The following is a 24506-nucleotide window of genomic DNA, read 5'->3' on the forward strand; positions in this document are numbered from 1 at the left end:
AGCTGTGTTATTGGGTATTGCTACCCATATGATTAATTAATTATAGGATCAATTATGAATGACAAAGTGGTATTAATAACAGGGGGTATTGGTGATATTGGTACCGCTGTGGTTAAAGAATTATGTCCTATATACAAAGCCGTTATTGCATTGGATATTCTATCGCTTGATAAGGCTAAGGGATGGTTAGAAAAAATAAGGAATGAAGGATTTACCAATGCGCACTATCGTCAAATGGACGTCACGCATTTTAACGAATGTCAGCAAGTAATCGATAAGATTGTTGAGGAATTTGGTCATATTGATGTATTAATCAATAACGCAGGGATTACTCGCGATGCTGTGTTTTATAAGATGACGAAAGAGCAATGGGATGAAGTGCTTAGAGTCAATCTGGATGGAATGTTTAATGTCACTCGCGCGGCCGTTGGCTATTTCCGTGACCAAGAGTGGGGAAGAATTTTGAACGTTTCATCCGTTAATGCTCAAAAAGGCCAGTTTTCACAAGCTAATTATGCAGCGTCCAAAGCAGGAATTTATGGATTTACCAAAAGCCTTGCACAAGAATTGATGGCTAAAAACATAACCGTCAATAGTATTTCTCCTGGCTATGTTGATACCCATCTTATGGCTGATATAAGACCGGACATTTTAAAAGAGATTATTGAGCAAATTCCTGCCAAACGATTAGCTCGGCCTGAGGAAATTGCCTGGGCAATTAAGTTTATTATCGATGAACGAAGCAGTTATCTCACGGGTGCAAACCTAAGCATTAATGGTGGTTTACACATGTATTAATTTGGTTTGAATAAAACGATGACTCGACTGATTAAAAAATACAAAAATCGCAGATTGTACGATACGGAAAAAAGCCAGTACATTACGATAGAAGATCTGCAGCGATATGTCGTTGAAGGATTGGATTTTAAAGTAATTGACTCGGCCTCTGAAAAAGACATTACGAATGCAACCTTATTGCAGATTTTAGTTGAAACAGAAACGGGTACAACTCAGTTTTTATCTTCCGATATCTTGCGGCAATTGATCCTATTGGCTCATCATCCCATGAATGAATCGTTAAAAATGATGCTTCAGGAAATGATGCAGTTTATGCATGCACAAGTGGAGTCAAATCCGTATTTTTCTCAGTATCAAAAAGCGAGCGAAACGTATCAAAAGCAAATGCAGCAGTTTTTTTCACAGTGGCAAGATATGTTTAAAAAATAGATCATGGTGCGATGCACAAAAAAATTTGACAATACTATATATATCAAACTACAATTAAATTGTGCACTGCAACATAATGGAGAGTAACATGAATCAAGAATATTTTGAACGCGTTTCAAATCTTGCTAAAAAAGTACAAGAACCTTTGAAAGAAATGGCTGAGCTAAACATCAAAACCTTACAAAGCTTTTCTTATTTAAAGCCTGAGGAAATCACTAACGTTAAAAAGCCAGAGCAACTATTTGAAAAGCAAATTGAATTAGCAGTTGAAAATGGTCATAAAGCATTAGACTATATGAAGCAATCATTTCAAATCTATGAAAAAGCCATGCTGTCTTTTTTGGAAGAAGCTAAAAAAGCAGAAAAAGCTGTTAAAAAATAAGCGATTATCCTGTTCAAAACCCGCTTTAGCGGGTTTTTTTATGCTTTTTTACACGATTTCTTCCGCAGGTATTGCCACACTTGCTTTTTTAAATACGTATTTGCCTGGGGCATCTGTAATCGGCTTGAAAGTCAGGGCTTGAATATCCTGGACATTTACTAATCGCCCAGATTCTTTTTTTAACCATTGCAGCCACTCTGGCCACCAGGAGCCTGAATGATGCGCTGCATTAGCAAGCCATTCTTCAGCATTTTTTGCAGGATTAGGATTTGTGTAATAACCATATTTTTCACTACCCGGAGGGATAATAATCCCAGCGATGTGACCAGAGCCCCCCAAAAGAAATTTTTTTCTTCCTTTAATTGCTTGATAGCCCAAAAACGTTGTTTCCCATGGGGCAATATGATCTTTTTTAGTCGAAACAAAGAAAGTTGGGATATCAATTTGTGTAACATGGAGTGCTGTATTATTTAACTTAATTTTTCCAGGTTTAATCAATTTATTGTGTAAATACATCCAACGTAGATATTGCGAGTGCATTTTGGCAGGCATATTCGTCGCATCGGCATTCCAGAATAAAATATCAAATGGAACGGGTGTCTTACCTTGTAGATAATGTTTAATAAAGAATGACCAGATTAAATCCGATGCGCGCAACGAATTAAAGGCATTTGCCATAAACTGGCCCTCAAGATACCCTGTTTCTTTCATGCGCTTTTCCAGAGCACGAACTTGGTCTTCATCAATGAACACAGAAATGTCGCCAGGTTCACTGAAATCAATTAAAGAAGCCAAAAAAGTTGCTGAGCGTATTGGGTTTAAAGACTTCGCCTTATAGTAAGCCAATAAAGTAGCCAGCAACGTTCCTCCGATGCAAAAGCCTAATGCGTTGACTTGTTTTACGTTCATTTGTTTTTGAATTACGTCAATGGCAGTCATAGGGCCTTCATTCATATAGTCAAATAATCCCTTTTCTGCATGCCGCTTATCTGGGTTAACCCAAGAAATGATAAAGACGGTGATTCCCTGGTCTACTAACCATCGTACCAAAGAGTTGTGAGGACTTAAGTCTAAAATATAATATTTATTAATCCAGGGTGGAATCATTAAGAGAGGTACCGATTTAACTTTAGGCGTTGTGGGTGTATATTGAATTAATTCGATTAATTCATTTCTATAGATAACTTTACCCGGCGTTACGGCGACATTTCCACCCACTTTAAACGCATTCATGTCCGTCATTTTCATGATAAGGCGCGCTGATCCGGCTTCAATATCACTTAAAAAATTATTCAGCCCGCGCAAAAGATTCTTCCCATTGCTGCTCAAGGTCTCAGCCATCAACTGAGGATTAGTCGGAATAAAATTATCGGGAGATAAGGCATCCATCAATTGACGTGCAAAAAAACGAACGCGTCTTGCTAAATATTTATCACCAAAATCAATTTTTTCTAAGAGGGAATTAAAATGTTCGCTAGCTAATAGATATTGTTGGCTTAATATATTAAAAAAAGGATTTTGAACCCATTCCTCTCCCTGAAACCGTTTATCCTCGATGGGAAGCGCTTCTCCTTTTAACCATCGATTGAGTTGATCGGTGAGTAGCGTGGCGGCGTCTTGCCAATAAGCGATTTGCATCATCCAGAGTTTTTCTGGATTTTTTGAAAGAGCCATCAGCAGAGCATGATAATCTTGTAACATAGCCATGAATTTATCAATAAACTCAGGAACCTGCTCGGGTTGCTCTTTTAAGCTTCCAAGAAGTTGTAATCCCTTATTGGCAATAGACTGCATTAATTCATTCAGTTCATTATCTTGAAGCACACATCCTCCTTTGCGCTATGTATCTAAATTGCTAAGCTCTCGAGATAAGCGGGAATTGGTTTTTCAATGAGAATATTATTTTATTTTGTAATGTTTTAGACTAAATTAGCAAGTAAGTCACTCAATTTGAGTTGCCAATGACCAAAAAAAGGACAGGTATAAGCAAGTCGATGCTTGCAATCACAACCGTGGTTGTCATAGGTATGGCCGTTGCCTATTATTTCTGGGAAGTCTTTTTATTTGCTCATTATTTGGGCGGGTATGATGAGTATGGTCTTCCTATTCAGCGCTCTCACCCTGGGTTTTACTTTTTTATCCAAGCCTGGCCCTTATGGGTTTTTCCTATATTTATTGTTATTTTACTCGTGCTATTTCTAACTTCGATCTTTCAGCGAGAGAAAGAACAGAAGATCAACCATTTAAAAGCTGAAATGATTGAGCACGAAAAAGCACTTGAAGCGTTGGAGCTAGAGCTTGAATTAGTCCGTAAAGAAGTTAAGAAAACAAGAATTGAACGCAATCTAAAAAAAGAGTTAGAAGAGCTTGAGGAAGAGTTTGCGGTATTAATGGAAGACTATCAACAAAGCCAGCAGTTTATTGAAAAGCTTTTGCAAAAAATCAAACAGCAAGAATCATGATATTGAAACGTGTGAAAAAACCAAAATCTTCAATTCCAATGAGGATAAGAGCTTTGATACAATCTTTTTTTTCTTTTCTCGATGACAAAATCCATGCGACTTAAACAACTTAAACTAAGTGGTTTTAAATCGTTTGTTGATCCGACGGTTATTCCTTTTCCCAGCCAGCTGGTAGCCGTAGTTGGTCCCAATGGATGTGGAAAGTCAAATATTATTGACGCCGTTCGTTGGGTAATGGGTGAGAGCTCTGCGAAAAATCTTCGTGGAGAGTCGATGGTTGATGTAATTTTTAATGGCTCCTCGAATCGTAAGCCAGTAGGTCAAGCTTCGGTGGAATTGGTATTTGATAATAGTTTGGGCAAACTCAGTGGGCAGTATGTCTCTTTTCAGGAAGTTGCCGTTAAACGATTAGTAACACGTGATGGGGATTCAACGTATTTTCTGAATGGAACACGCTGTCGACGTCGTGATATCAATGACCTTTTTTTGGGAACCGGGGCTGGTGCGAGAGGTTATGCCATCATTGGCCAGGATATGATTTCCAAGATTATTGAAGCGCGTCCTGATGATCTCAAAACCTATTTAGAAGAGGCCGCTGGGGTTTCAAAATATAAAGAGCGTAAGCGAGAGACGTTACAACGAATTAGCAATACTCGCGAAAATCTTGATAGAGTCCAGGATATTCGGGAAGAGCTAGGAAAACAGTTGGCTCGTTTAGAGCGTCAAGCAAAAGCAGCTGAACGTTATACCCAGTTAAAAAATGAAGAGCGACGGTACAAATCTGAAATACTGACTTTAAAATGGACTGAGTTAAATCAAGCGTTAGCTTCTCAACGAAACAAAATAGCCGAGTCATCTCGTGTTGTAGAGCAGCATAAGGCGAAGCTTGCCACCTGCAAGAATGAATTGGTCCAACATCAGGACTTTCTTCATACGGGAAATCAGGAACTTCAAGCGATTCAACAACAGTACTATCAAGTCAGCAATGAAATCGCTCGCTTAGAGGAATCCATTCAGCAAAGGATCACCGAGAAAAATCGTATTGCTAAGGAGATGGGAGAAATCGAGCGTGATTTAGATGAGACTTTTAAACGATTGCAATCCGATAAATCGCAGTTAACCAAAAGCAGCAATGCCTATGAGTTATTACAGCAAAGTTTGTCTACCTTACACGCAGATTATACTAATCAAGTCTCTAAGTTAAAAAGTCTGCAATTCGAAGTGAGCCAAAATCAGGAAGCTTGGCAATCGTTTCTTACTCGCAAAAATCATGCATTACGTGAGATTGAACTCGCCTCCTTGCAGCTAAAGCATCTATCGGAACGTAAACAAGATACGTTGCTTCGACTCGAAGCCTTAAATCGAGAATTGTATGAACAGGACTTAGAGCCCTTAGAAGTTGAAGTGAATGAATTAATCCAAAAAGAACAGTCTATTACAGAAGACCTGCAAGAAGCACAACGGAAGCTAGAGAATACACAACACCAAGCGACCAGTTTACGAGCCAAAGTGGTAGAGCGTGAACAGCAACTTCGCAACGCTGAAATAAATGCGCAACAAATTGCTACGGAATACGCATCCTTATTAGCAGCACAACAATCGGCGTTTCAAGCGAAAAATGAATGGTGTAGTCTACCCGAATGGCAAGACAAGACTCGAGTTATTGATGAGATTTTGGTAGAAGAACCCTGGCAGTTTGCGCTTGAGGTGGTTCTTGGAGATAGCGTTCATGGGATCATGCTCGATGCACTGGAAGAAGCATCTTTAAATACCACACCAACTCATTCGGGGGTGTTTGTTGTTCGGGAAGAGAAATCCTCAATGCCTACCTCCTATCCTCGCTTAATTGATAAAATGAAAGGCCCTATACCCTGTTGGATTTATTCACTGCAGCAAATTTTTGCGGCAGAAAATCTGACAGAGGCTCGGCAATGGTTGACTTTCCTCTCTGAAGGACAATCGGTGATCACCATGGATGGGGTTTGGATGGGACGAGGATGGATAAAAACTGCTCCTCAACAAACCAAGGATGAAGCCAGCTTTCTTACTAGACAAAAAGTTCTGACACGGCTTTCAAAAAAGAAAACTGAAGCAAACGGTGAGGTCTTGCAAATTCAGCAAGAGACAATGAAGCTACAAGAAGTGCTTAATTGTATTTTCGATGAAGTAGAGTCACTCAAAGCGTTGGTCTTTGATACCCAAAATAATCTACATCAAATAAAAGCGGTTAAAGACCAGAAACTAAACACGTTAGTCCAACGTAAAAAACGATATTCTATCTTACAAGAAGAAATTGAAACGCTGACAACAACCCTTGAATCATTGACTGAGGAAGCAGTTCATGCAGAAGATAAAGCGAAGAATAGAGAACTTGAATCCTGTCATTTTGATGAAGAAGAAGAGAAATTACTGGAAGTAAGAAAACTTGCTGAATCCTCACTGGATGCCTATCAGCATCAATTAGAAGCCATACAACAATTGTTACGACAGACTCAATTGCAATCTGATCGCGAAGCGTTATCAGTTGAACAATGTAAATCTTCCATTCAGCGTGAAGAGAAGCTCATTGACTCTTTAAAACAAAAGCAGCAGGAATTGCTTTTGCGGTATAAAGAATTAAATATTCCAGAAGAAGAAGTTCGTAAACCGCTTCTTGAAAAAACAAATGTCTTTAATGAGCTGGAGGCATCCTTATCAAATCGACAAGAAACGATAGATACCTTACGACAGCAAATAGTGATAATCAATCAGGTTGCAAAAGAAGCAGAAAGTCTAACTATAGCTGCAGAAGAAGCTCTGCAACAGCAAAAGCTTGAGGAGCAGGCATTGCGTATTCGTGCTGAAGGATATGTCGATTCCTTAATCGATTTGGGATTAAAGCCTGAAACGGTTCGAGAGACAATTCCTAAAGACGCCTCGAGAACAGAGCATGAACGGGTTCTAAAAGAAATCGAAGAAAAGATTAAACGGTTGGGAGCTATCAATCTGGTGGCCATCGAAGAATACCAAACTGAGTTGAAACGAAAACAACATCTTGACCACCAGTATCAAGATTTATCAGAAGCGCTCAATACGTTAGAAAAAGCAATTGCAAAAATGGATGATGAAACCACCACCCGGTTAAAAGCAACCTTTGATCACGTCAATGAATCGTTTCAAATGCTTTTCCCAAGACTTTTTGGTGGGGGACGTGCTAAGTTAGAACTTACATGCGATAATCTACTCGAAGCTGGTGTGATGGTTACAGCTCAACCGCCGGGTAAACGAAACAGCACGATTCATATGCTTTCCGGAGGCGAGAAAGCCATGACTGCCGTTGCGCTTGTTTTTGCTATTTTTCACCTGAATCCAGCACCGTTTTGCATGTTGGATGAGGTAGATGCGCCGCTTGATGACGCCAATGTTCGACGCTTTTGTTCTTTAGTTAAAGAGATGTCGACGTGCGTGCAGTTTTTGTTTATTACGCATAATAAGGTCACAATGGAATTAGCAGATCAATTGATTGGCGTTACGATGCGTGAGCCAGGAGTGTCACGAATTGTTGCGGTTGATGTAGAAGAGGCGTTGAGTTATACCCAGAGGCATTGACGTCTGGTAATACACGGATTATAGGAGTTAAAAATGCAAGCAAACTGGAGTTTGATTGTGAATATCTTATTATTGTTAGGCGTATTTATGGCCATCGGTCAGATGATGCGTGCCAGGCATAAACACGCCCAAGAGAAAAAGCGTCAACCCGCTATCGGACCAGAATACGTTCACGAGCAAGATGATATTATTGCCGTTCGGAAAATTTCGAGCCAAGAAATCCAAGATAAACCCCGAACACCACAGCCCAAAATTACGTCCTCTAAAAAGCCGAATAAACCCGTTATTGAGCCTAATGCGGAGTCTTTGATGTTTTTTTTATTGGCAAAAGAAAATCGACAACTGGCTGGTTATGAGTTATTGCAGACGATTTTGGCGGCTGGGTTAAGATTTGGCGAAGGCCATTTATTTCATCGCCATCAACAGCCTAATGGGCAAGGTCCAGTGCTTTGTAGCCTAGCTGCTGCAACCGCAACGGGCGTGTTTGATTTACAAAACATTGGTGCTTTCAGCGTGCGCGGGCTTTGTCTTTTTATGCAAGCCAGTGGAAACGCAACGATTGACCAAGAGCGCTTTGAAATCATGTTAGACACGGCTAAACAATTAAGTGAAGACTTAAATACTTTATTATTAGATGATGAGCAACGTCCTTTAAATGATGAACGTTTGCAGCGTTATTATGCACGTCTTAATATACAGCAAGATGAGCATGAGCCTATAAGTAATGTGTTTTGATACAGGGGATAAATATGATGATGTTAGCTGAGGTTGCATCTGTACTAAATACCGCCTGCACGGAAAATTTTGAATTAAATGCGATTTGTATTGATAGCCGGCAAGTGAACCCTGGAAGCTTATTTATTGCTATCAAAGGGGAGCGTTTTGATGGCCATGATTTCATCAAAGAAGCCATCACCCAAGGTGCTGCAGCCGTGGTCTGTCAGCGGAAAGCGGAACTCGTAAACGTTCCACAGCTTGTTGTACAAGATACTTTGATGGCCCTAGCAGATATTGCTCGATACCATCGCTCAAAATTTACTTGTGGCGTTATTGCTTTAACCGGAAGTAATGGTAAAACGAGCGTTAAGGAAATGATAGCTGCCATTTTGCCGCAGCCTGCCTTTGCAACGAAAGGCAACTTGAACAACCATATCGGTGTTCCACTCAGTGTATTGCAGTTAAATTCCGACCATCGTTATGCGGTGTTTGAACTTGGAGCAAATCACCCAGGCGAAATTGCTCACACGGTATCCATTGTGAAACCTAAAGTGACCCTAATCAACAACATTGCACCTGCACATATCGAAGGATTTGGTTCAATCGATGGAGTAGCCTTGGCAAAAGGGGAAATTCACCAAGGCTTAGCGGCTGGCGGGACAGCAATCATTAACGATGATGATGAATATGCACACTTTTGGGACTCCTCATTAGTCGATAAAAATACCGTTCATTTCTCACTCCATAAGCCAGTTGATGTTTATGCCCAAGACATCACGTTTCAAAGTAATAAATGCGCTCAGTTTATCTTGGTGACGCCAAAAGGCGAGGCTTCAATACAACTACAAGTACCCGGACTTCATAATGTAAGTAATGCGTTAGCTGCTGCAGCATGTGCTTATGCTCTGGGGATTGGGTTATCTAACATTAAAGCAGGATTAAACCAGTTTCAGGGTGTTTCAGGTCGAATGACGCATCACAACGGAAAGCAGAGTGCTTTAATCATTGATGATACTTACAATGCTAATTTACAATCCACGCTTAAAGCGTTGGATGTGTTGTCTCAATATGAAGGTAAGAGGATCTTTGTATTTGGAGATATGGGAGAATTAGGCGATTGGTCTAAAAAACATCATCAGCTGGTTGGGCAAGCCGCGAAAGAATTAAAAATTGATGCGTTGTATACCTTTGGCCACCATAGCCAACACACAACAAAAGTATTTGGCGAAAACGCGAGGCATTTTACAAGCCATGAGGAGCTCACTGAGTGTCTGTTACCAACGCTAGATAGTGCCACAGTGATTCTTGTGAAAGGTTCTCGTTCGAGCGCGATGGAGCAGGTTGTAAATCGTTTAATTGCTGTATAAAAATGCGTGATTTGTAAGTAGGCCCTGCCAACGAAAGCATAATAATTAGAGGTTATATACATGTTATATTGGATAACGCAATTACTGCAGGGACAGTATCATGCGTTTAGAGTGTTTCAATACATTACCTTTCGGTCTATTTTGGCCGCACTGACGGCACTGCTGGTTGGCTTATTTTGTGGGCCCTGGACTATACGGTGGTTAAGAGGCTTGCAGATAGGACAAATGGTACGTGATGATGGTCCTCAAAGCCATTTATCAAAAGCGGGAACACCCACTATGGGTGGCGTCCTCATTCTTTTAGCCATTACTATTAGCACCTTGCTTTGGGGAGATCTTCGCCAAACTAATTTATGGATAGTGTTGTTGGTGACTTTGAGTTTCGGTGTGATTGGCTGGGTTGATGATTATCGCAAATTAGTTTTAAAAAATAGCAAAGGATTGCCGGGACGTTGGAAATATTTCTGGCAGTCATTGATTGCAGTTGTGGCGGTATTGTTTTTATATTTCAATGCCAGTGCACCTATCCATACCCAACTCACAATCCCTTTTTTTAAAAATCTATTAATTGAACTAGGGCCATTATTTCCCATATTGGCTTATTTTGTGATTGTAGGCAGTAGCAATGCCGTGAATTTGACCGATGGTTTAGATGGATTGGCGATTGTGCCAATTGTTATGGTTTCCGGTGCATTGGGCGTATTTTCTTATGTGGCCAGTAATGCCGTGTACGCCCATTATCTGGCTGTTCCGTTTGTCCCAAACACGGGAGAGTTGACCATTTTTTGCTCTTCTATTGTAGGCGCAGGACTTGGCTTTTTATGGTACAACACCTATCCTGCTCAAGTATTTATGGGTGATGTGGGATCGCTTTCCTTAGGTGCAGCGCTTGGGATTGTTGCCGTTATCATCCGGCAAGAACTAGTCTTGTTAATTATGGGTGGTCTATTTGTAATAGAAACACTTTCGGTTATTTTGCAGGTGACTTATTTTAAATATACGGGTGGTAAACGAATATTTCGTATGGCGCCATTGCATCATCATTTTGAGCTAAAAGGGTGGTCAGAACCAAAAGTTATTGTTCGGTTTTGGATTATGACTGTTATTTTTGTGTTGTGTGGATTAGCCACATTAAAGCTTCGGTAGGTGTTTATGCACTCAGCGCTTCATTTGGTGGTTGGGTTAGGTCAAACGGGTTTATCGATTGCCCGTTATCTGCAACGACGTCATGTTCCTTTCGCAGTTTTTGATACCCGTAAAAGTCCAGCGGGTGCTGCGGAGTTTAAAGTCGGCTTTCCTGGGGTTGATTTGTACTTAGAAGAACTCCCAGAATCGATGTATGAGCGTTTAAATGGGATTATTTGTAGCCCGGGGGTACCCTTAGATGCCCCTTTCTTGCAAAAAGCAAAAGCACAAGGCATTCCAATATTGGGTGATATAGATTGCCTTGCTCGTGAAATTAAAGAACCAGTAATTGCTATCACGGGAACCAATGGTAAATCAACTGTAACGACTTTAGTGGGCGAGATGACAAAAGCATCGGGCCTCACAGTAGCTGTAGCGGGCAACATTGGTTTGCCCGTATTGGATATTTTAGATGTCGGAGTCCATTATGACTTGTGGGTGCTCGAATTATCCAGTTTTCAACTGGACTTAACCCATTCCTTAGCGCCATTAGCCTCCACCATTTTAAACATCACACCGGATCATTTAGACAGGCATCATACCTTTCAGGCATATGTGGATTCAAAACAACGCATTTACAATCAGGCAGAGGTGGTCCTATTTAATCGCGATGATAAGAACACGTACCCTAAAGTGCAGGATAATCCAAATTTAAAAATAATTAGTTTTGGTAGTGATTCGCCTGATAGTGATTATAATTGGGGTCTTATTCGTGAAGCGGATAAAGTTTATCTTGCAAAAGGGCGAAAGCGACTAATAGCTGTGGATCAAATGCGGATCAGAGGTGTCCATAACTGGATGAACGCATTGGCTGCTTCAGCATTGGCTGATATAGCAGGGGTTCATGAGCAATCGATAGTGGATGTCTTAGAACGTTTTGCTGGATTGCCGCATCGTAGTCAATGGGTGCGAACTTTAAATGAGGTTGATTGGATTAATGATTCAAAAGCAACCAATGTTGGTGCAACGATATCTGCAATTTCTGGAATAGGAGGTTCCATGCAGGGTAAAATCGTCTTAATTGCGGGAGGCCAAGGAAAAGGCGCAGATTTTAATGATTTAACACAACCCATAGCAGAATTTGTACGAACGGTGGTGTTAATTGGTCAAGATGCTGATCTGATTGAAGATATTATTCCTGACCGAGTGGAAGTGGTACGCGCTGGCACGATGGATGATGCGGTTAAAAAAGCGAAATATCATGCCAAACCTGGAGATGTCGTTTTATTATCTCCTGCCTGTGCTAGTTTTGATATGTTTCGAGATTTTAATCATCGTGGCGATGATTTTATGGCTTTGGTTAATGCGTTGTGAGCATTATGCGTCCCCGCCATTTGAATCAACGCGGCCAACCAACCCATAAGCCTTTGGCGCTTTACGATAAGTGGCTAATTCTGGCTGTGGCTGCCCTCGTTATGATTGGATTGATGATGGTGGCTTCCAGTTCTGTCATGATTTCGACTAGAACGTTTCATCAACCCTTCCATTACCTTATTCGCCAAGTATGTTATCTGGCATTCGGTTTAGTTATGGTATTTATTATTCTTCGAACGGATAGTCGCGTTTGGGAAAAACTAAGCATACCTCTATTGCTGGGATGTTTTATCCTCTTAATTTTGGTTCTCATTCCTGGAATCGGTCGCATGGTAAATGGCAGCCGGCGGTGGTTGTCGTTAGGCCCCATTGGAGTTCAAGTATCTGAGCTCGCGAAAGTGACGATGATTTTTTATTTATCAGGCTATTTAGTGCGACAAAAATCGGAAGTTGAAGAGAGTATTATGGGATTTATCAAACCTATGATAATCTTGTCCGTTTTTTCGGTTTTGCTTTTATTAGAGCCCGATTTCGGTGCCTCGGTCGTTATTACTTGTACATCTATGGCCATGTTATTTCTTACAGGAGTTCGGTTACGATATTATGTCGGCCTAGTATTTCTAGTAGGGTTAGCACTGGCATTTCTTGCCATTTCATCACCCTATCGGATGACGCGCCTAACGGCGTTCCTGAATCCATGGGCAGATCAATTTAATACTGGATATCAATTAACTCAATCCTTGATCGCGTTTGGAAGAGGGGGTTGGTTTGGAGTAGGTTTAGGAGATAGTGTTCAAAAACTATTTTACTTGCCTGAAGCGCATACGGATTTTCTTTTTGCTGTCTTGGCAGAAGAATTAGGATTGGTTGGAATTCTGCTAGTTATTGCACTATACAGTATACTTGTAATTAGAGGTTTAATAATTGGATTTAACGCATACGTACAGGAACGATTATTTGCAGCTTATACGGCTTATGGCATTACGTTTTGGCTGGGATTGCAAGCCGCAATCAATATGGGGGTGAATTCAGGACTATTGCCTACGAAAGGATTAACGCTACCACTAATGAGTTATGGTGGGGCAAGCATGATCGTTTGCTTATGTGTGACGGCGATTTTAGTGCGTATTGATCATGAAAACCGTTGGCATGCGTTAGGTTTAGCCTAAATAATGAAAAACATTCAGGGCAAATTTTTTAAAAAGAGACGAGGGAACGGCTCTAAAGTGTTATAAAAATTTGTCGATATGATTACAACAAGCCCTAATACAAGGGGAGACGGCTTTGAACAGTAAAGATAGTTTTTTAACGCCCAGGATGGGACGAGTAGAACATATTCATTTTGTGGGTATCGGTGGCGCTGGGATGTGTGGGATTGCCGAAGTGCTGCATAATGAAGGGTATTGTATTTCAGGATCGGATCTTTCAGACAGCCGCTCCGTGCAGCGGTTGAAATCGCTCGGAATAACCGTTCATGTTGGACATCGCTTGGAAAATATTCACGGTGCTGACGTAGTCGTTCGTTCAACTGCGATTGAAGATTCAAATCCCGAGGTGATTGCTGCCCGTGAGCAAATGATCCCAGTTATTCCCCGCGCTATGATGCTTGCGGAATTAATGCGCTTTCGTCATGGAATTGCTATTGCTGGTACGCATGGCAAAACTACGACCACCAGTTTAGTCAGCAGTCTTTTAGCCGAAGGGGGATTAGATCCGAGCTTTGTTATCGGTGGAAAATTAAACAGTTGTGGCAGCAATGCACAGCTCGGCAAATCACCCTATTTTGTTGCCGAAGCCGATGAAAGTGATGCGTCGTTTCTTTTTCTAAAACCTATGATGGCGGTTGTTACCAATATTGATGCTGATCATATGGGAACCTATGGCAATGATTTTAATACGTTACGTAACACCTTTGTAGAATTTTTACACCACTTACCCTTTTATGGCTTGGCGGTTTTATGTATTGAAGATGAAGAAGTACGTCGAATTATGCCTACGATACAACGTCCCACCATCACCTATGGTTTGCGTGAAGGTGCTCATTATCGAGGCGTAAATTTTCGACAGCAAGGACTTTTAAGTGAGTTTGAAGTTCATCGACCAAAGCCTTATAAGCCCTTAAGTATTCAGTTTAAGTGGCCTGGGCGACATAATTTATTGAATGCGCTAGCGGCTATTGCTATTGCGACAGAACTTGGGGTTGATGATCACTCCATTATCAGGGGCTTGTTAAACTTCCAAGGTGTTGGCAGAAGGTTTCAGATGCTTGGCGAACGTCGCTTTGAGCACGGCAAAGCTATGATTATTGATGATTATGGTCATCACCCTAAAGAGATTACTTCGACCATTGAAGCATTTCGCTCCGTTTGGCCAGATCGAAGATTGGTTCATGTATTTCAACCGCATCGGTTTTCACGCACCCAATCGCTCTTCCCTCAATTTGTACAGTCATTGAGCTTGGCAGATGAGCTTTTATTGCTGGATATTTATTCCGCAGGAGAAAAAGCCATTCCTGGTGTGAGTAGTGAAGCATTGGCTAAGGAAATACGTAGCCAATTTCCCAAAGTGACTTTAGTGACTGAACATAATTTAGAGCAAAATTTAAATTCTTTAGTCCATGAAGGCGATGTTGTATTAATGCAGGGAGCCGGCAGCATTGGTCAGCTGGCTGTTAATCTAATGCAAACATTAAGAGAATCCGCGTGAATACCCCAGTATCTGCTGCCCTTGAGGCGACTAGGACTTATAAAGGCGAGTTGTGTTTGAATGAACCCTTGGCGGACTACACGACTTGGCGAGTAGGAGGGCCTGCAAAATCTCTCTACAAACCAGCGGGTCTTGCTGATTTATCTGAGTTTTTAAAATCATTGCCACCTTCAGAACCTATCCTTTGGTTAGGTTTAGGAAGTAATAGTTTAATCCGAGATAAGGGGTTTTCCGGCACAGTTATCCTAACCCAAAACTGCTTGAATGAGTTAACATTGCTCGATGACCAAACAATTCGGGTTGAAGCAGGTGTTTCCTGCGCTAAAATGGCTCGATTTTGTGCTCGCAATCAGCTTTCTGGCGGAGAATTTTGGGCAGGCATTCCTGGCACTATGGGTGGTGCATTGAGAATGAATGCAGGATGTTTTAATGGCGAAACCTGGAATCATGTGATCGAAGTTGAAACCATCAATCGCTTTGGTGAAATTAAAAAGCGGTTGGTCAATGAATTTGAGGTTTCTTATCGTCAGGTTTTGGGATTAGCCGAAGAAGAATGGTTTGTTTCAGCGACGTGTCGTCTCCAGGCAGGGGATAAAGACACTTCATTGCAATTAATTAAAGATTTATTGGCTCGTCGGGCGGAAACACAGCCAACTAATGAATATAATTGCGGCTCTGTTTTCCGTAATCCGCCAAATCATTATGCCGCTAAACTGATTGAAGCCACTGGCCTCAAAGGATATACCATAGGTGGAGCGCGAGTTTCGGAAAAACATGCCAACTTTATTATTAATACAGACGGTAAAGCTACGGCGCAAGACATCGAGCAGTTAATTAAAACCGTGCAAAACATTGTGAAAGAAAAAACAGCTTATGAGCTGATACGTGAAGTACATATCATCGGAGAATAATAAATGCCTAAGCCTATGACCGTGGTTTTACTCTATGGCGGTAAGTCTGGCGAACATGAAATATCCTTAATTTCAGCCGCCTCCATTCTAAATCATTTAGATGCTGAGCGTTACCAAATTATTCCCGTTGGTATGGATAAAAATGGACATCTTTTTATTAATGAATATGAAGACCTATTGAATTATAAAGAATCACTTCCTGTGCAAACCAGTCATTCACGCCCTCTAGAGAGTTTAATCGTGAATGGTGCGCTTGCTCTAAAAGCAGATGTTGTTTTTCCTATAGTGCATGGTCCTTTATATGAGGATGGCTGCTTGCAAGGCGTGCTGGAGCTGGCAGATGTGGCTTATGTTGGCTGTGATGTTTTGGCGTCAGCACTAGGCATGGATAAAGACATCTCCCGGCGGTTAACTCGTGCTGAAGGTATTAAATCTGCCCGCTTTCAAACGTTCTCCTCACGTTTGTCTAATAAAGAAGCTGAAGCGTTCTGCTATGAAGTGTCATCACGTTTTGGCTGGCCGTTATTTGTAAAGCCTTGTTCAATGGGATCTAGTGTCGGAATTCACAAAGTGCATAACATGGAGGAGCTTTTAGCAGCAGTAAAAGATGCAGGGCGATTTGATACAGAAGTGGTGGTAGAAGAATTCATTAAGGGTCGGGAAATTGAACTGGCTGTGTTAGAGCACCATAATCCTTCTTCTCCTCCTAACGTTTCACTTCCAGGCGAAATTTGTGTCAAGCATCGCGATGGATTTTATTCCTATACTGCGAAATATCTAGAAAGTAATATGACGGAGCTAAGCGTACCGGCTTTGCTCAGCGAATCTGTGATCAACCGTTTACAAACAGCGGCGCGTGAAATTTTCATGATACTGAAATGCAAAGGCATGGCTCGTGTTGATTTCTTCTATGATGAAGAAAACGATGAGATTTACTTTAACGAAATCAATAGCATTCCAGGATTTACCACCATCAGCATGTATCCCAAATTATGGGAAGCTTCTGGTTTAAGTTATAAAGATTTGCTAAACGAGTTAATTGAGCTTGCGCAAATAGAACATCAAATCCGAAGACAATTGGTTACCCACTACCAATAATCCGCTCAGGTTGTTACACTTTAGGTTTCAGGGTTAGGAATCAGGAATCAGGAATCAGGAATCAGGAATCAGGAATCAGGGGTCAGGGGTCAGGGGTCAGGGGTCAGGGCCTCGCCCGTGAAGAGGGAGTGTGCGAAGTTAGAACTTAAGTGCGTGAAGCTAGACAAATCTAAAATTTCTGAAAGCTGATCCCTGAGACTTGACACCTCTTAAACATATCGTGGAACAACGGGATGGAATCGAGTAAAGGGCGACTTCGCTATACAGGGCATCTAATACTTTTGATTATATGCGCCCTGTTACTTTCTTTGCGCCTGCTGTATTTGTTTCTTGCTGACTCATCACGTTTTCCCATTAATACCATTAAAATTTCAGCTACTTATCAGCATATAAGCCGAGCACAACTTGAAACTATTTTATCGAATTATAGCGGGGCGAGTTATTTTACCTTAAGTACGGGAGCCCTTTTCCAGCAATTGCGTGCACTAGATTGGACAGATCAAGTTGAAATTGATCGCATCTGGCCAGATACGCTTAAAATCACCTTAATTGAGAAAAAACCGGTAGCTATTTGGAACAATCAATTGATAACAGCTAAGGGCGAGTTTCTTGGAAATGACATTGCTTTGTACAGTTCGTCATTACCAAGGCTAAATGGTCCCGAGAATCAGCAATTAGACGTCTTACAAAATTATCAAAAATTGAGTAAGCTATTAGCAACCAATGGTTTGAGTGCTTCTTCACTGCGATTGCGTGAAAACCAGGCTTGGGATCTAACGTTAACGAATGGCATTAAATTGCGTTTGGGCAAGCGGGATTTGGAACAGCGATTAGAGCGTTTTTGCCGTGCCTATCCTGCGGTTTTTGCAGATAAACAAGAGCAACTGTCTAGTGTTGATTTACGTTATGCGCGCGGTATGGCGGTGCAATGGAACCAACAAACGGGAAGATAATGGCTAAAAAATCTGAAAAAAATATCATCACTGGTCTCGATATCGGTACCTCTAAAGTGGTCGCCTTAGTGGGTGAGATTACACCAGATGGTTCTATCGAGATTATTGGCATCGGCCGACATCCATCTCGAGGATTGAAACGTGGCGTTGTGGTTGATATTGAGGCAACGGTCAATTCAATCCAGCGAGCAGTTCAAGAAGCAGAACTCATGGCGGGATGCGAAGTTCGGTCGGTCTACACCGGAATAGCTGGAAGTCATATTCGCAGTTTGAATTCTCATGGAATTGTGGCCATTCGCGATAAAGAGGTGACGCAGGTCGATATTGAACGCGTGATTGATGCAGCAAAAGCGGTGGTCATCCCGGCGGATCAAAAAATTCTTCATATTTTGCCACAAGAATTTATCATCGATAATCAAGGAAGTATCCGAGAGCCGGTGGGTATGGCAGGGGTTCGTCTTGAAGCTCGTGTGCACATTGTAACCGGAGCGGTGAGTGCTGCACAAAATATAGCGAAGTGTGTGAGACGATGTGGTCTTGAAGTGAATGATATTATTTTGGAACAACTAGCCTCCAGCCATGCCGTATTGACTGATGATGAGAAAGAACTAGGTGTCTGCTTAATTGATATTGGCGGTGGAACAACCGATATTGCAGTCTTTTTAGAAGGGGCTATTCAACATACCGCAGTCATTCCTATCGCTGGCGATCAAGTCACAAACGATATCGCGGTCGCACTCCGAACACCTAGCAAGGCCGCCGAAGCGATTAAACTGAGCTATGGTAGTGCTCTACCAGAATTCGCGAATGCTAATCAAATGATTGAGGTCTTAAGTGTCAATGAGAGGCCAGGGCGAAAAATTTCGGCGAAAGTTCTTTCCGATGTTGTATCAGCTCGTTATGAAGAATTGTTTACTTTGGTTAGAAATGAATTGCGTCGCAGTGGTTTTGAAGATCTTATCGCTGCTGGGATGGTCTTAACTGGAGGAGCATCCAATGTGAAAGGTGCTATTGAATTAGCTGAAATCTGCTTTGAAATGCCCGTTCGCCATGGATGTGCTCACCAAATTGCTGGATTAAATGAAGCAGCAACGAATCCTTCCCTGGCTACTGGGGTTGGTTTGCTTTTACATGGGGTTCAACAGCAGTATGAAGGGGGATACAATGTTCCTGTATTAAAAGACAGTGCTACAGGAATATGGACAAGAATGAAAAGCTGGTTCCAGGGGAATTTTTAGAATAAAAAAACCGATGGCTGGTCAATTTGCACCGCAATGAGAAATTGCTATACGATAGACTAGCTGTTTGGGATATAAGTGGTAAGAATTATTTTAATCTGAATAGGATGAGTTTATCCTATCGAATATTGTAGATGTGGGATGTCAGAAAATACCTAAAGCTGATTGCAAAGAAGCGTTCAGCCTTTATTTTCAGGCCGCATAGGATCAACTTAACCACATGGGGTAAAGTAATGTTTGAATTAATGGATAGCCAACAAGACAATGCCGTTATCAAAGTTGTAGGTGTTGGGGGCGGCGGTGGAAATGCAGTAGAACACATGGTTGCTGAAAATATCGACGGAGTAGAATTTATCTGTGCGAACACGGACGCACAAGCATTAAAAAATTCGAATGCTAAAATACATATTCAGTTAGGTGGAGAGCTTACTAAAGGATTAGGTGCTGGAGCAAATCCTCAAATCGGTCGAGAGGCGGCCGAAGAAGATCGTGAGCGAATTAAAGAAGTATTGCAAGGCGCTGATATGGTTTTCATTACCGCCGGCATGGGCGGAGGCACCGGTACAGGAGCGGCTCCTGTATTTGCTGAAGTGGCGAAAGAACTAGGTATTTTAACGGTCGCTGTAGTCACCAAGCCCTTCTCTTTTGAAGGCAAGCAACGAGCCATGGCTGCTGAAGAGGGGATTCGTCGGCTTGCAGAGCATGTTGATTCCTTAATCACCATTCCAAACAATAAATTGCTGAGTGTGCTTGGTAAAAATATTAGCTTATTGAATGCGTTTAAAGCGGCTAATAATGTTTTACTCGGAGCAGTTAAGGGAATTGCTGATTTAATTACTCGCCCAGGATTAATTAACGTAGATTTTGCTGATGTGCGCACGGTTATGTCTGAAATGGGTATGGCGATGATGGGCACGGGTAACGCAAAGGGCGAGCAAAGAGCCCGTCAAGCGGCTGAAGCAGCGATTGCCTCTCCTCTTCTGGAAGATGTTAATTTCTCCGGTGCTCGAGGCATATTAGTAAATATTACTGCGGGACTCGATATGTCCATTGGTGAGTTTGAGGAAGTTGGCGATGTGGTTAAAGGCTTTATTTCCGATGACGCAACGGTGGTGGTAGGTACGGTGATTGATCCTGAAATGACCGAAGAGATGCGGGTTACCGTCATCGTCACGGGACTAGGAGATGCACGTCGTCAAAATCAACAGCAATCCGCTGCCGGTAAAGCGCGCTTGTTAGAAACTCGCCGAGGTGATGGTTCTTTGGATTACGAACAACTGGATCGCCCCGCTGTGATGCGTAAACAAGCAGCTGCGACAGCACCTGCACCATCTGCTAAAACAAATGCCGATACCATTCCTGATGTGGATTATCTTGATATTCCTGCTTTTTTACGTCGGCAAGAAGAGGTCTAATCTTATAAAAAAGGACATGGATCTCAGGGTAAACGCATCTAATAGCATGTATAAAATCAAAATGTTTATGTTCCTCACTTTAAGGGCGAAATCCAGCTCCAAACTTCACTCAAGATTGACTGGACGCCCTGCATAAAGCAGGGCAAGTAAGTAAAAAAGCATGTAAGGTTCCAAAATTAGATGTGTGTGCCCTGCTTGGGCCGTTTTTATTTTGAATCATAAAGCTACATGCGCTATACTGTTAAAAAAATTAGACTAATCAATAAATTGTTGATAGTATTTCGGGGTTTTGCGCCAGCAAATTTAGGTCAGCTTATAAGGTGAGCACTGAATGATAAAACAACGTACTCCGAAGAAAGTGATACAAGCGACAGGTGTCGGCTTGCATTCTGGTGATAAAGTGCTCTTAACCTTACGACCAGCACCCATTAATACCGGCATTGTTTTTCGTCGCACCGATCTTTCTCCGGCTGTTGAAATTTCTGCATCTTATGAAAATGTTTGCGATACGATGTTATGTACTTCGTTGCAACAAAATGGTGTCAAGGTTGCAACCGTCGAACATCTATTATCCGCTTTCGCGGGGCTTGGTATAGATAATGCATATGTAGATATCAATGCTCCTGAGATACCTATTATGGATGGGAGTGCCGCGCCTTTTGTGTTTCTCATACAGTCTGCTGGCATTCGTGAGCAAAGTGCCGCAAAGCGCTTTATCCGAATTTTAAAACCTATTCGCATTGAAGAACAAGGAAAATACGTCCAATTCCTTCCTTATAATGGCTATAAGGTTTCGTTTAAAATCGATTTTGATCATCCAGTTTTTAATAATAGACCTCAAACTGCCGAATTTAATTTTTCTACCACGTCTTATGTTAAAGAGGTTTGTCGTGCCCGTACCTTTGGCTTTCTATCTGATTATGAGAAATTAAGAGAAAATGATTTGGCACGAGGAGGCAGTTTAGATAATGCGATCGTCGTGGATGATTACCGCGTATTAAATGAAGATGGTTTGCGGTTTGATGATGAGTTTGTAAAGCATAAAGTGCTGGATGCCATTGGTGATTTATATCTTTTAGGTTCGGGTTTGATTGGGGCATTTGAGGGGTATAAATCAGGCCACGAGTTAAACAATAAACTTCTATGTGAGCTCATGGCTAGACAGGATGCTTGGGAGTATACCTATTTCGACGCGGAAAATTATCAACCTGCAATCCCTACAGGATTAATTCCAATGGAAGTGTAGACACGGTCGCTCTTAATATTCAAACTATCTGAAGGAAGATTGATTAGGCCGTAGGAATAAATTCTAAACAGGCCCTTGAGAATTCAATGTAATTTTTTCCCATTCGGTACTTTAGGTTCCGCCGTAATTAAGCAAATATCACCATTAGCATCAGAAAAGCCGACGAGTAAAAACTGAGAAATAAATCCAGCAATATTTTTTTCACCTAGATTCACACATCCGACGATTGAGCGACCAACGAGTGATTCTGGGGTATAATGTTTAGTTACTTGAGCAGAAGTTTGTAGAATGCCTATTTCTTTGCCAAAGTCTGCCCATATTTTATATGCGGGCTTCTTAGCTTTTGGGAATGCTTCGGCTTTAATGATTGTTCCTGAGCGTAGATCAACGGCTTCAAACGCCTCATAAGTTATCATTTTTTGTCTCCTTAAAACCACCTAATTTATACAATGCTTCTTTCAACTCGAGATGTTTTACCCGATGAGCTCGTTTAATAATATCTTGTCGAGCGTTTTCTGAAATAGAAAGGTTTCTTTTTTGTTTTTTTTCAACGGTACTGTCTAAAATGGCAATTTCTAATTTAATGGAAGTCAGCTGAAATAGTCCAGCCTCTCGCCTTAAAGTATCGCGAAGCTCAGGAAGGCTATAACGAAGCTCTGAGCCCCAGATTGGCTCCGTTAATATTAATTTAAGACATCCGTTCTTAAAGTTCCCAACATAGCAGTGGTCCTTCATTGAAGCGGGTAGGTATGTTTTGACCATCTGATTTATCGACTCGAGCTTCAAGGCATGATTACAAATTTCCTGTAGCTTAGAATTAAGGCAGCGATTAATAGAACGAATCATAAAACACCACTTGAGTAGAAAAAACGTCTAAATAAAGTTCGCCTTTTATTAAGGATCAGGGCAAGCTCATGAGTGAGTACAAATTCCTCTTAATGCCGCCGCACGATACTTCGTGTGCAGTATCCTTTGTTTTGAGGCTCCTAGCATGGATCCTGCGGTCAAGCCGCAGGACGTTGAAGTATATAACAGATATTATATTTACACGATGAAATAGTTACTTTTTGATCACTCATGCGTTTGCCCTGTATTAAGGATAAGTATAAAATAATAACTAATTTTCATGTGTATCAGTGTAATATACCCATGACCAATGAAAATACGATTTTTACTTCTACGTTTTGCGACTTGTTCGTAAAATCCAGAAGATCTAGCAACGTCGTTGGATCCCGCGGATAAACCTTGGAATGTAATAGTCAGGTTTGCGCATGCGCAAACACTAAACAGGGTTATTTTAACCCTTATTTTGATAGGTTGCGAATGCATAATTAAGGGTGTTAAATGGCGGAAAATCAAATCGTGTATCAAGCAAGACTTCACTGGGTTTTATTTTTATGGCCGTTGATATTATTAGGAGGGGCTGGATACGTTGCTTATGCCTATGAATTCATTCGACAACCAGCGTTATATGTAGGACTTATTGCCGTTGTTTGGTTTTTAGTCATGTGGGCTAATTATGAGTTTTCTCTACTGACTATTAAAAACAAACAAGTCATTTTAAAAACGGGAATTTTAGTGCGTAAAACCATTGACATTCCTATGAGTAAAATCGAAAGCATTGATATTAGCCAATCCATTTTTGGAAGCCTTTTGCATTATGGCTCTCTAGTCATCACAGGAACAGGTGGGACAAGACAAATGGTTAATTATATTAATAAGCCTTTAACTTGTCGCCGATATATTGAACAACAAATGCATGATTGAACGTCTAACCCAAGAAGAGGAAAGCGAGCTTCGTCTTTTATGCAAACACCATTTAAATCTATACATCGATACTATTACGCCTTTAAGTAAAAAGACCAGTAATCTTTTATATTTAGTCTATGCAGGAGAGAAAAAATATATTTTAAAGCATCTACAACCGTTGACGTGGCTAGGAAAACGAACTGAGCATGAAATTTCGTTCAACGAATCAATAGCTTCAATGGTAGGCAATGCTTTAAAAAATACTACACCCGCTTTAACATGGAAAAAGACGCAGCATCTGATTCCTGATATGGAAAAATGGTTGATTCTCATTCCCTTTGTTGAAGGAAGTATCCATACTGTCTGGTCTCTAAGCCAATCAGAACAGCTTGGCCAAACGTTAGCACTATTGCATGGATGTAATTTACCAAAACAAGAAGCAAAACCTTTTCCCTCTCTTAATTATGATGATTTTCAAATCCCTACGGCCTGGAAATTGAGTGTTGAGTATTGTAGTACGAATCGTTTTCATCGTTCTGATGAATGGGTAGTCAGTCATCGAGACTTACACACGGGTAACATCTTATGGAATCGTGAAATTACACCTTACCTGATTGATTGGGAAAGCGTCGGATTAATTCATCCGCTTGTTGAATTGATAGGGTTAGCGACAAATGCCGCAGGCATTCCTATGCGTCGTTTCAATCAAAATAATTTTTTAGCCGTCCTTAAAGGTTACAAAACACAAACAGGTTTTTTGCCCAAAGAGGATGATATTCTTTGGGGGCAGTGTTTTCACAGTTGGTTACTCTGGTATCAATTCAATATAACTTCTAGAAAAGAAGAGGAAGCAAAAGACACTCTGCTGGTATTAGAGTTTATTAGAGGGCATTTAAAACGTATGAAAGAGCTATATCGAGCCGAAGCTTAGAAGCTAGGCTTAGATCC

The 24506-nt window shown here is 41.2% G+C and carries 22 protein-coding genes; 19 read left to right on the forward strand and 3 right to left on the reverse strand.

Features of this window, described 5'->3' with window-relative positions; all coding sequences use genetic code 11:
- Positions 1-51: 51 nt before the first annotated feature.
- From phbB to E1O41_RS05595, 3 genes are all read left to right on the forward strand, one after another.
- Positions 52-798 carry an acetoacetyl-CoA reductase gene (gene phbB / locus E1O41_RS05585; RefSeq protein WP_131776339.1) on the forward strand — a complete coding sequence of 249 codons (747 nt, stop codon included), beginning with the start codon at positions 52-54 and terminating at the stop codon, positions 796-798.
- Positions 799-816: 18 nt separating this feature from the next.
- A complete protein-coding gene (locus E1O41_RS05590; protein ID WP_131776340.1) occupies positions 817-1227 on the forward strand; it encodes a polyhydroxyalkanoate synthesis regulator DNA-binding domain-containing protein in 411 nt (136 codons plus the stop codon).
- 88 nt (positions 1228-1315) lie between these two features.
- Entirely contained in the window at positions 1316-1609 is a 294-nt protein-coding gene (locus tag E1O41_RS05595) for a phasin family protein (protein WP_131776341.1), read from the forward strand.
- Between the two features lie 48 nt (positions 1610-1657).
- Here E1O41_RS05595 and E1O41_RS05600 read toward each other — a convergent pair whose 3' ends face one another.
- On the reverse strand, positions 1658-3433 hold the full coding sequence (locus E1O41_RS05600) for a PHA/PHB synthase family protein (protein WP_131776342.1): 1776 nt from the start codon (positions 3431-3433) through the stop codon (positions 1658-1660).
- Positions 3434-3570: 137 nt separating this feature from the next.
- On the opposite strand from E1O41_RS05600, the gene E1O41_RS05605 reads away from it, so the two are divergent.
- The 14 genes from E1O41_RS05605 (at position 3571) to lpxC (ending at position 21809) form a co-directional block, all read left to right on the forward strand.
- Positions 3571-4071 carry a hypothetical protein gene (locus tag E1O41_RS05605; protein WP_131776343.1) on the forward strand — a complete coding sequence of 167 codons (501 nt, stop codon included), beginning with the start codon at positions 3571-3573 and terminating at the stop codon, positions 4069-4071.
- A gap of 93 nt (positions 4072-4164) precedes the next feature.
- Positions 4165-7659, forward strand: coding sequence for a chromosome segregation protein SMC (gene smc / locus E1O41_RS05610; RefSeq protein ID WP_165481121.1), 3495 nt, complete (start codon positions 4165-4167; stop codon positions 7657-7659).
- A 33-nt stretch (positions 7660-7692) separates the two neighbouring features.
- On the forward strand, positions 7693-8394 hold the full coding sequence (locus E1O41_RS05615) for a cell division protein ZipA C-terminal FtsZ-binding domain-containing protein (protein ID WP_131776345.1): 702 nt from the start codon (positions 7693-7695) through the stop codon (positions 8392-8394).
- A gap of 17 nt (positions 8395-8411) precedes the next feature.
- The gene (locus tag E1O41_RS05620; RefSeq protein WP_131776452.1) at positions 8412-9743 is read left to right on the forward strand and encodes a UDP-N-acetylmuramoyl-tripeptide--D-alanyl-D-alanine ligase; all 1332 of its coding nucleotides are present in this window, start codon (positions 8412-8414) and stop codon (positions 9741-9743) included.
- 60 nt (positions 9744-9803) lie between these two features.
- Positions 9804-10889, forward strand: coding sequence for a phospho-N-acetylmuramoyl-pentapeptide-transferase (gene mraY / locus E1O41_RS05625; protein ID WP_131776346.1), 1086 nt, complete (start codon positions 9804-9806; stop codon positions 10887-10889).
- A gap of 6 nt (positions 10890-10895) precedes the next feature.
- Positions 10896-12242 carry a UDP-N-acetylmuramoyl-L-alanine--D-glutamate ligase gene (murD, locus tag E1O41_RS05630; protein ID WP_131776347.1) on the forward strand — a complete coding sequence of 449 codons (1347 nt, stop codon included), beginning with the start codon at positions 10896-10898 and terminating at the stop codon, positions 12240-12242.
- Between the two features lie 5 nt (positions 12243-12247).
- The gene (ftsW, locus tag E1O41_RS05635) at positions 12248-13411 is read left to right on the forward strand and encodes a putative lipid II flippase FtsW (protein WP_131776453.1); all 1164 of its coding nucleotides are present in this window, start codon (positions 12248-12250) and stop codon (positions 13409-13411) included.
- A 148-nt stretch (positions 13412-13559) separates the two neighbouring features.
- A complete protein-coding gene (gene murC / locus E1O41_RS05640) occupies positions 13560-14948 on the forward strand; it encodes a UDP-N-acetylmuramate--L-alanine ligase (RefSeq protein WP_373288416.1) in 1389 nt (462 codons plus the stop codon).
- A complete protein-coding gene (gene murB, locus E1O41_RS05645; RefSeq protein WP_131776349.1) occupies positions 14945-15859 on the forward strand; it encodes a UDP-N-acetylmuramate dehydrogenase in 915 nt (304 codons plus the stop codon). The genes murC and murB overlap by 4 nt, the downstream gene beginning before the upstream one ends.
- Before the next feature lie 3 nt (positions 15860-15862).
- The gene (locus tag E1O41_RS05650) at positions 15863-16957 is read left to right on the forward strand and encodes a D-alanine--D-alanine ligase family protein (protein ID WP_131776350.1); all 1095 of its coding nucleotides are present in this window, start codon (positions 15863-15865) and stop codon (positions 16955-16957) included.
- A gap of 233 nt (positions 16958-17190) precedes the next feature.
- Positions 17191-17910, forward strand: a complete 720-nt coding sequence (locus E1O41_RS05655; RefSeq protein ID WP_131776351.1) for a cell division protein FtsQ/DivIB — start codon at positions 17191-17193, stop codon at positions 17908-17910.
- Positions 17910-19148, forward strand: coding sequence for a cell division protein FtsA (gene ftsA, locus E1O41_RS05660; protein WP_165481122.1), 1239 nt, complete (start codon positions 17910-17912; stop codon positions 19146-19148). The genes E1O41_RS05655 and ftsA overlap by 1 nt, the downstream gene beginning before the upstream one ends.
- A 233-nt stretch (positions 19149-19381) precedes the next feature.
- A complete protein-coding gene (gene ftsZ / locus E1O41_RS05665) occupies positions 19382-20563 on the forward strand; it encodes a cell division protein FtsZ (protein ID WP_131776353.1) in 1182 nt (393 codons plus the stop codon).
- A gap of 331 nt (positions 20564-20894) precedes the next feature.
- Positions 20895-21809: a UDP-3-O-acyl-N-acetylglucosamine deacetylase gene (lpxC, locus tag E1O41_RS05670; protein WP_131776354.1), complete on the forward strand. Its 915-nt coding sequence runs from the start codon at positions 20895-20897 to the stop codon at positions 21807-21809.
- A gap of 83 nt (positions 21810-21892) precedes the next feature.
- Here the strand turns inward: lpxC and E1O41_RS05675 are convergent, their stop codons facing one another.
- Positions 21893-22225, reverse strand: a complete 333-nt coding sequence (locus E1O41_RS05675) for a tRNA-binding protein (protein WP_131776355.1) — start codon at positions 22223-22225, stop codon at positions 21893-21895.
- Positions 22212-22655 carry a DciA family protein gene (locus E1O41_RS05680; RefSeq protein WP_131776356.1) on the reverse strand — a complete coding sequence of 148 codons (444 nt, stop codon included), beginning with the start codon at positions 22653-22655 and terminating at the stop codon, positions 22212-22214. The genes E1O41_RS05675 and E1O41_RS05680 overlap by 14 nt, the downstream gene beginning before the upstream one ends.
- A 498-nt stretch (positions 22656-23153) precedes the next feature.
- Here E1O41_RS05680 and E1O41_RS05685 point away from each other — a divergent pair, with 498 nt between their 5' ends.
- Both E1O41_RS05685 and E1O41_RS05690 read left to right on the forward strand, forming a co-directional pair.
- A complete protein-coding gene (locus E1O41_RS05685) occupies positions 23154-23576 on the forward strand; it encodes a PH domain-containing protein (RefSeq protein ID WP_131776357.1) in 423 nt (140 codons plus the stop codon).
- Positions 23569-24489, forward strand: coding sequence for a phosphotransferase (locus E1O41_RS05690; RefSeq protein WP_131776358.1), 921 nt, complete (start codon positions 23569-23571; stop codon positions 24487-24489). The genes E1O41_RS05685 and E1O41_RS05690 overlap by 8 nt, the downstream gene beginning before the upstream one ends.
- The last annotated feature ends 17 nt before the right edge of the window (positions 24490-24506 follow it).

This window comes from Legionella impletisoli (assembly GCF_900639875.1).
GTDB lineage: Bacteria > Pseudomonadota > Gammaproteobacteria > Legionellales > Legionellaceae > Legionella_A > Legionella_A impletisoli.

Bases quoted from the DNA above. Each gene is read 5' to 3' on its own strand.
- E1O41_RS05650 (WP_131776350.1), top strand. From the start codon at position 15,863: ATGCCTAAGCCTATGACCGTGGTTTTACTCTATGGCGGTAAGTCTGGC.
- E1O41_RS05655 (WP_131776351.1), top strand. From the start codon at position 17,191: ATGGAATCGAGTAAAGGGCGACTTCGCTATACAGGGCATCTAATACTT.
- murC (WP_373288416.1), top strand. From the start codon at position 13,560: ATGGGACGAGTAGAACATATTCATTTTGTGGGTATCGGTGGCGCTGGG.
- E1O41_RS05595 (WP_131776341.1), top strand. From the start codon at position 1,316: ATGAATCAAGAATATTTTGAACGCGTTTCAAATCTTGCTAAAAAAGTA.
- E1O41_RS05690 (WP_131776358.1), top strand. From the start codon at position 23,569: ATGATTGAACGTCTAACCCAAGAAGAGGAAAGCGAGCTTCGTCTTTTA.
- mraY (WP_131776346.1), top strand. From the start codon at position 9,804: ATGTTATATTGGATAACGCAATTACTGCAGGGACAGTATCATGCGTTT.
- E1O41_RS05590 (WP_131776340.1), top strand. From the start codon at position 817: ATGACTCGACTGATTAAAAAATACAAAAATCGCAGATTGTACGATACG.
- murD (WP_131776347.1), top strand. From the start codon at position 10,896: ATGCACTCAGCGCTTCATTTGGTGGTTGGGTTAGGTCAAACGGGTTTA.
- smc (WP_165481121.1), top strand. From the start codon at position 4,165: ATGCGACTTAAACAACTTAAACTAAGTGGTTTTAAATCGTTTGTTGAT.
- E1O41_RS05620 (WP_131776452.1), top strand. From the start codon at position 8,412: ATGATGTTAGCTGAGGTTGCATCTGTACTAAATACCGCCTGCACGGAA.
- E1O41_RS05680 (WP_131776356.1), bottom strand. From the start codon at position 22,655: ATGATTCGTTCTATTAATCGCTGCCTTAATTCTAAGCTACAGGAAATT.
- E1O41_RS05615 (WP_131776345.1), top strand. From the start codon at position 7,693: ATGCAAGCAAACTGGAGTTTGATTGTGAATATCTTATTATTGTTAGGC.
- ftsZ (WP_131776353.1), top strand. From the start codon at position 19,382: ATGTTTGAATTAATGGATAGCCAACAAGACAATGCCGTTATCAAAGTT.
- lpxC (WP_131776354.1), top strand. From the start codon at position 20,895: ATGATAAAACAACGTACTCCGAAGAAAGTGATACAAGCGACAGGTGTC.
- E1O41_RS05685 (WP_131776357.1), top strand. From the start codon at position 23,154: ATGGCGGAAAATCAAATCGTGTATCAAGCAAGACTTCACTGGGTTTTA.
- E1O41_RS05605 (WP_131776343.1), top strand. From the start codon at position 3,571: ATGACCAAAAAAAGGACAGGTATAAGCAAGTCGATGCTTGCAATCACA.
- ftsA (WP_165481122.1), top strand. From the start codon at position 17,910: ATGGCTAAAAAATCTGAAAAAAATATCATCACTGGTCTCGATATCGGT.
- E1O41_RS05675 (WP_131776355.1), bottom strand. From the start codon at position 22,225: ATGATAACTTATGAGGCGTTTGAAGCCGTTGATCTACGCTCAGGAACA.
- ftsW (WP_131776453.1), top strand. From the start codon at position 12,248: ATGCGTCCCCGCCATTTGAATCAACGCGGCCAACCAACCCATAAGCCT.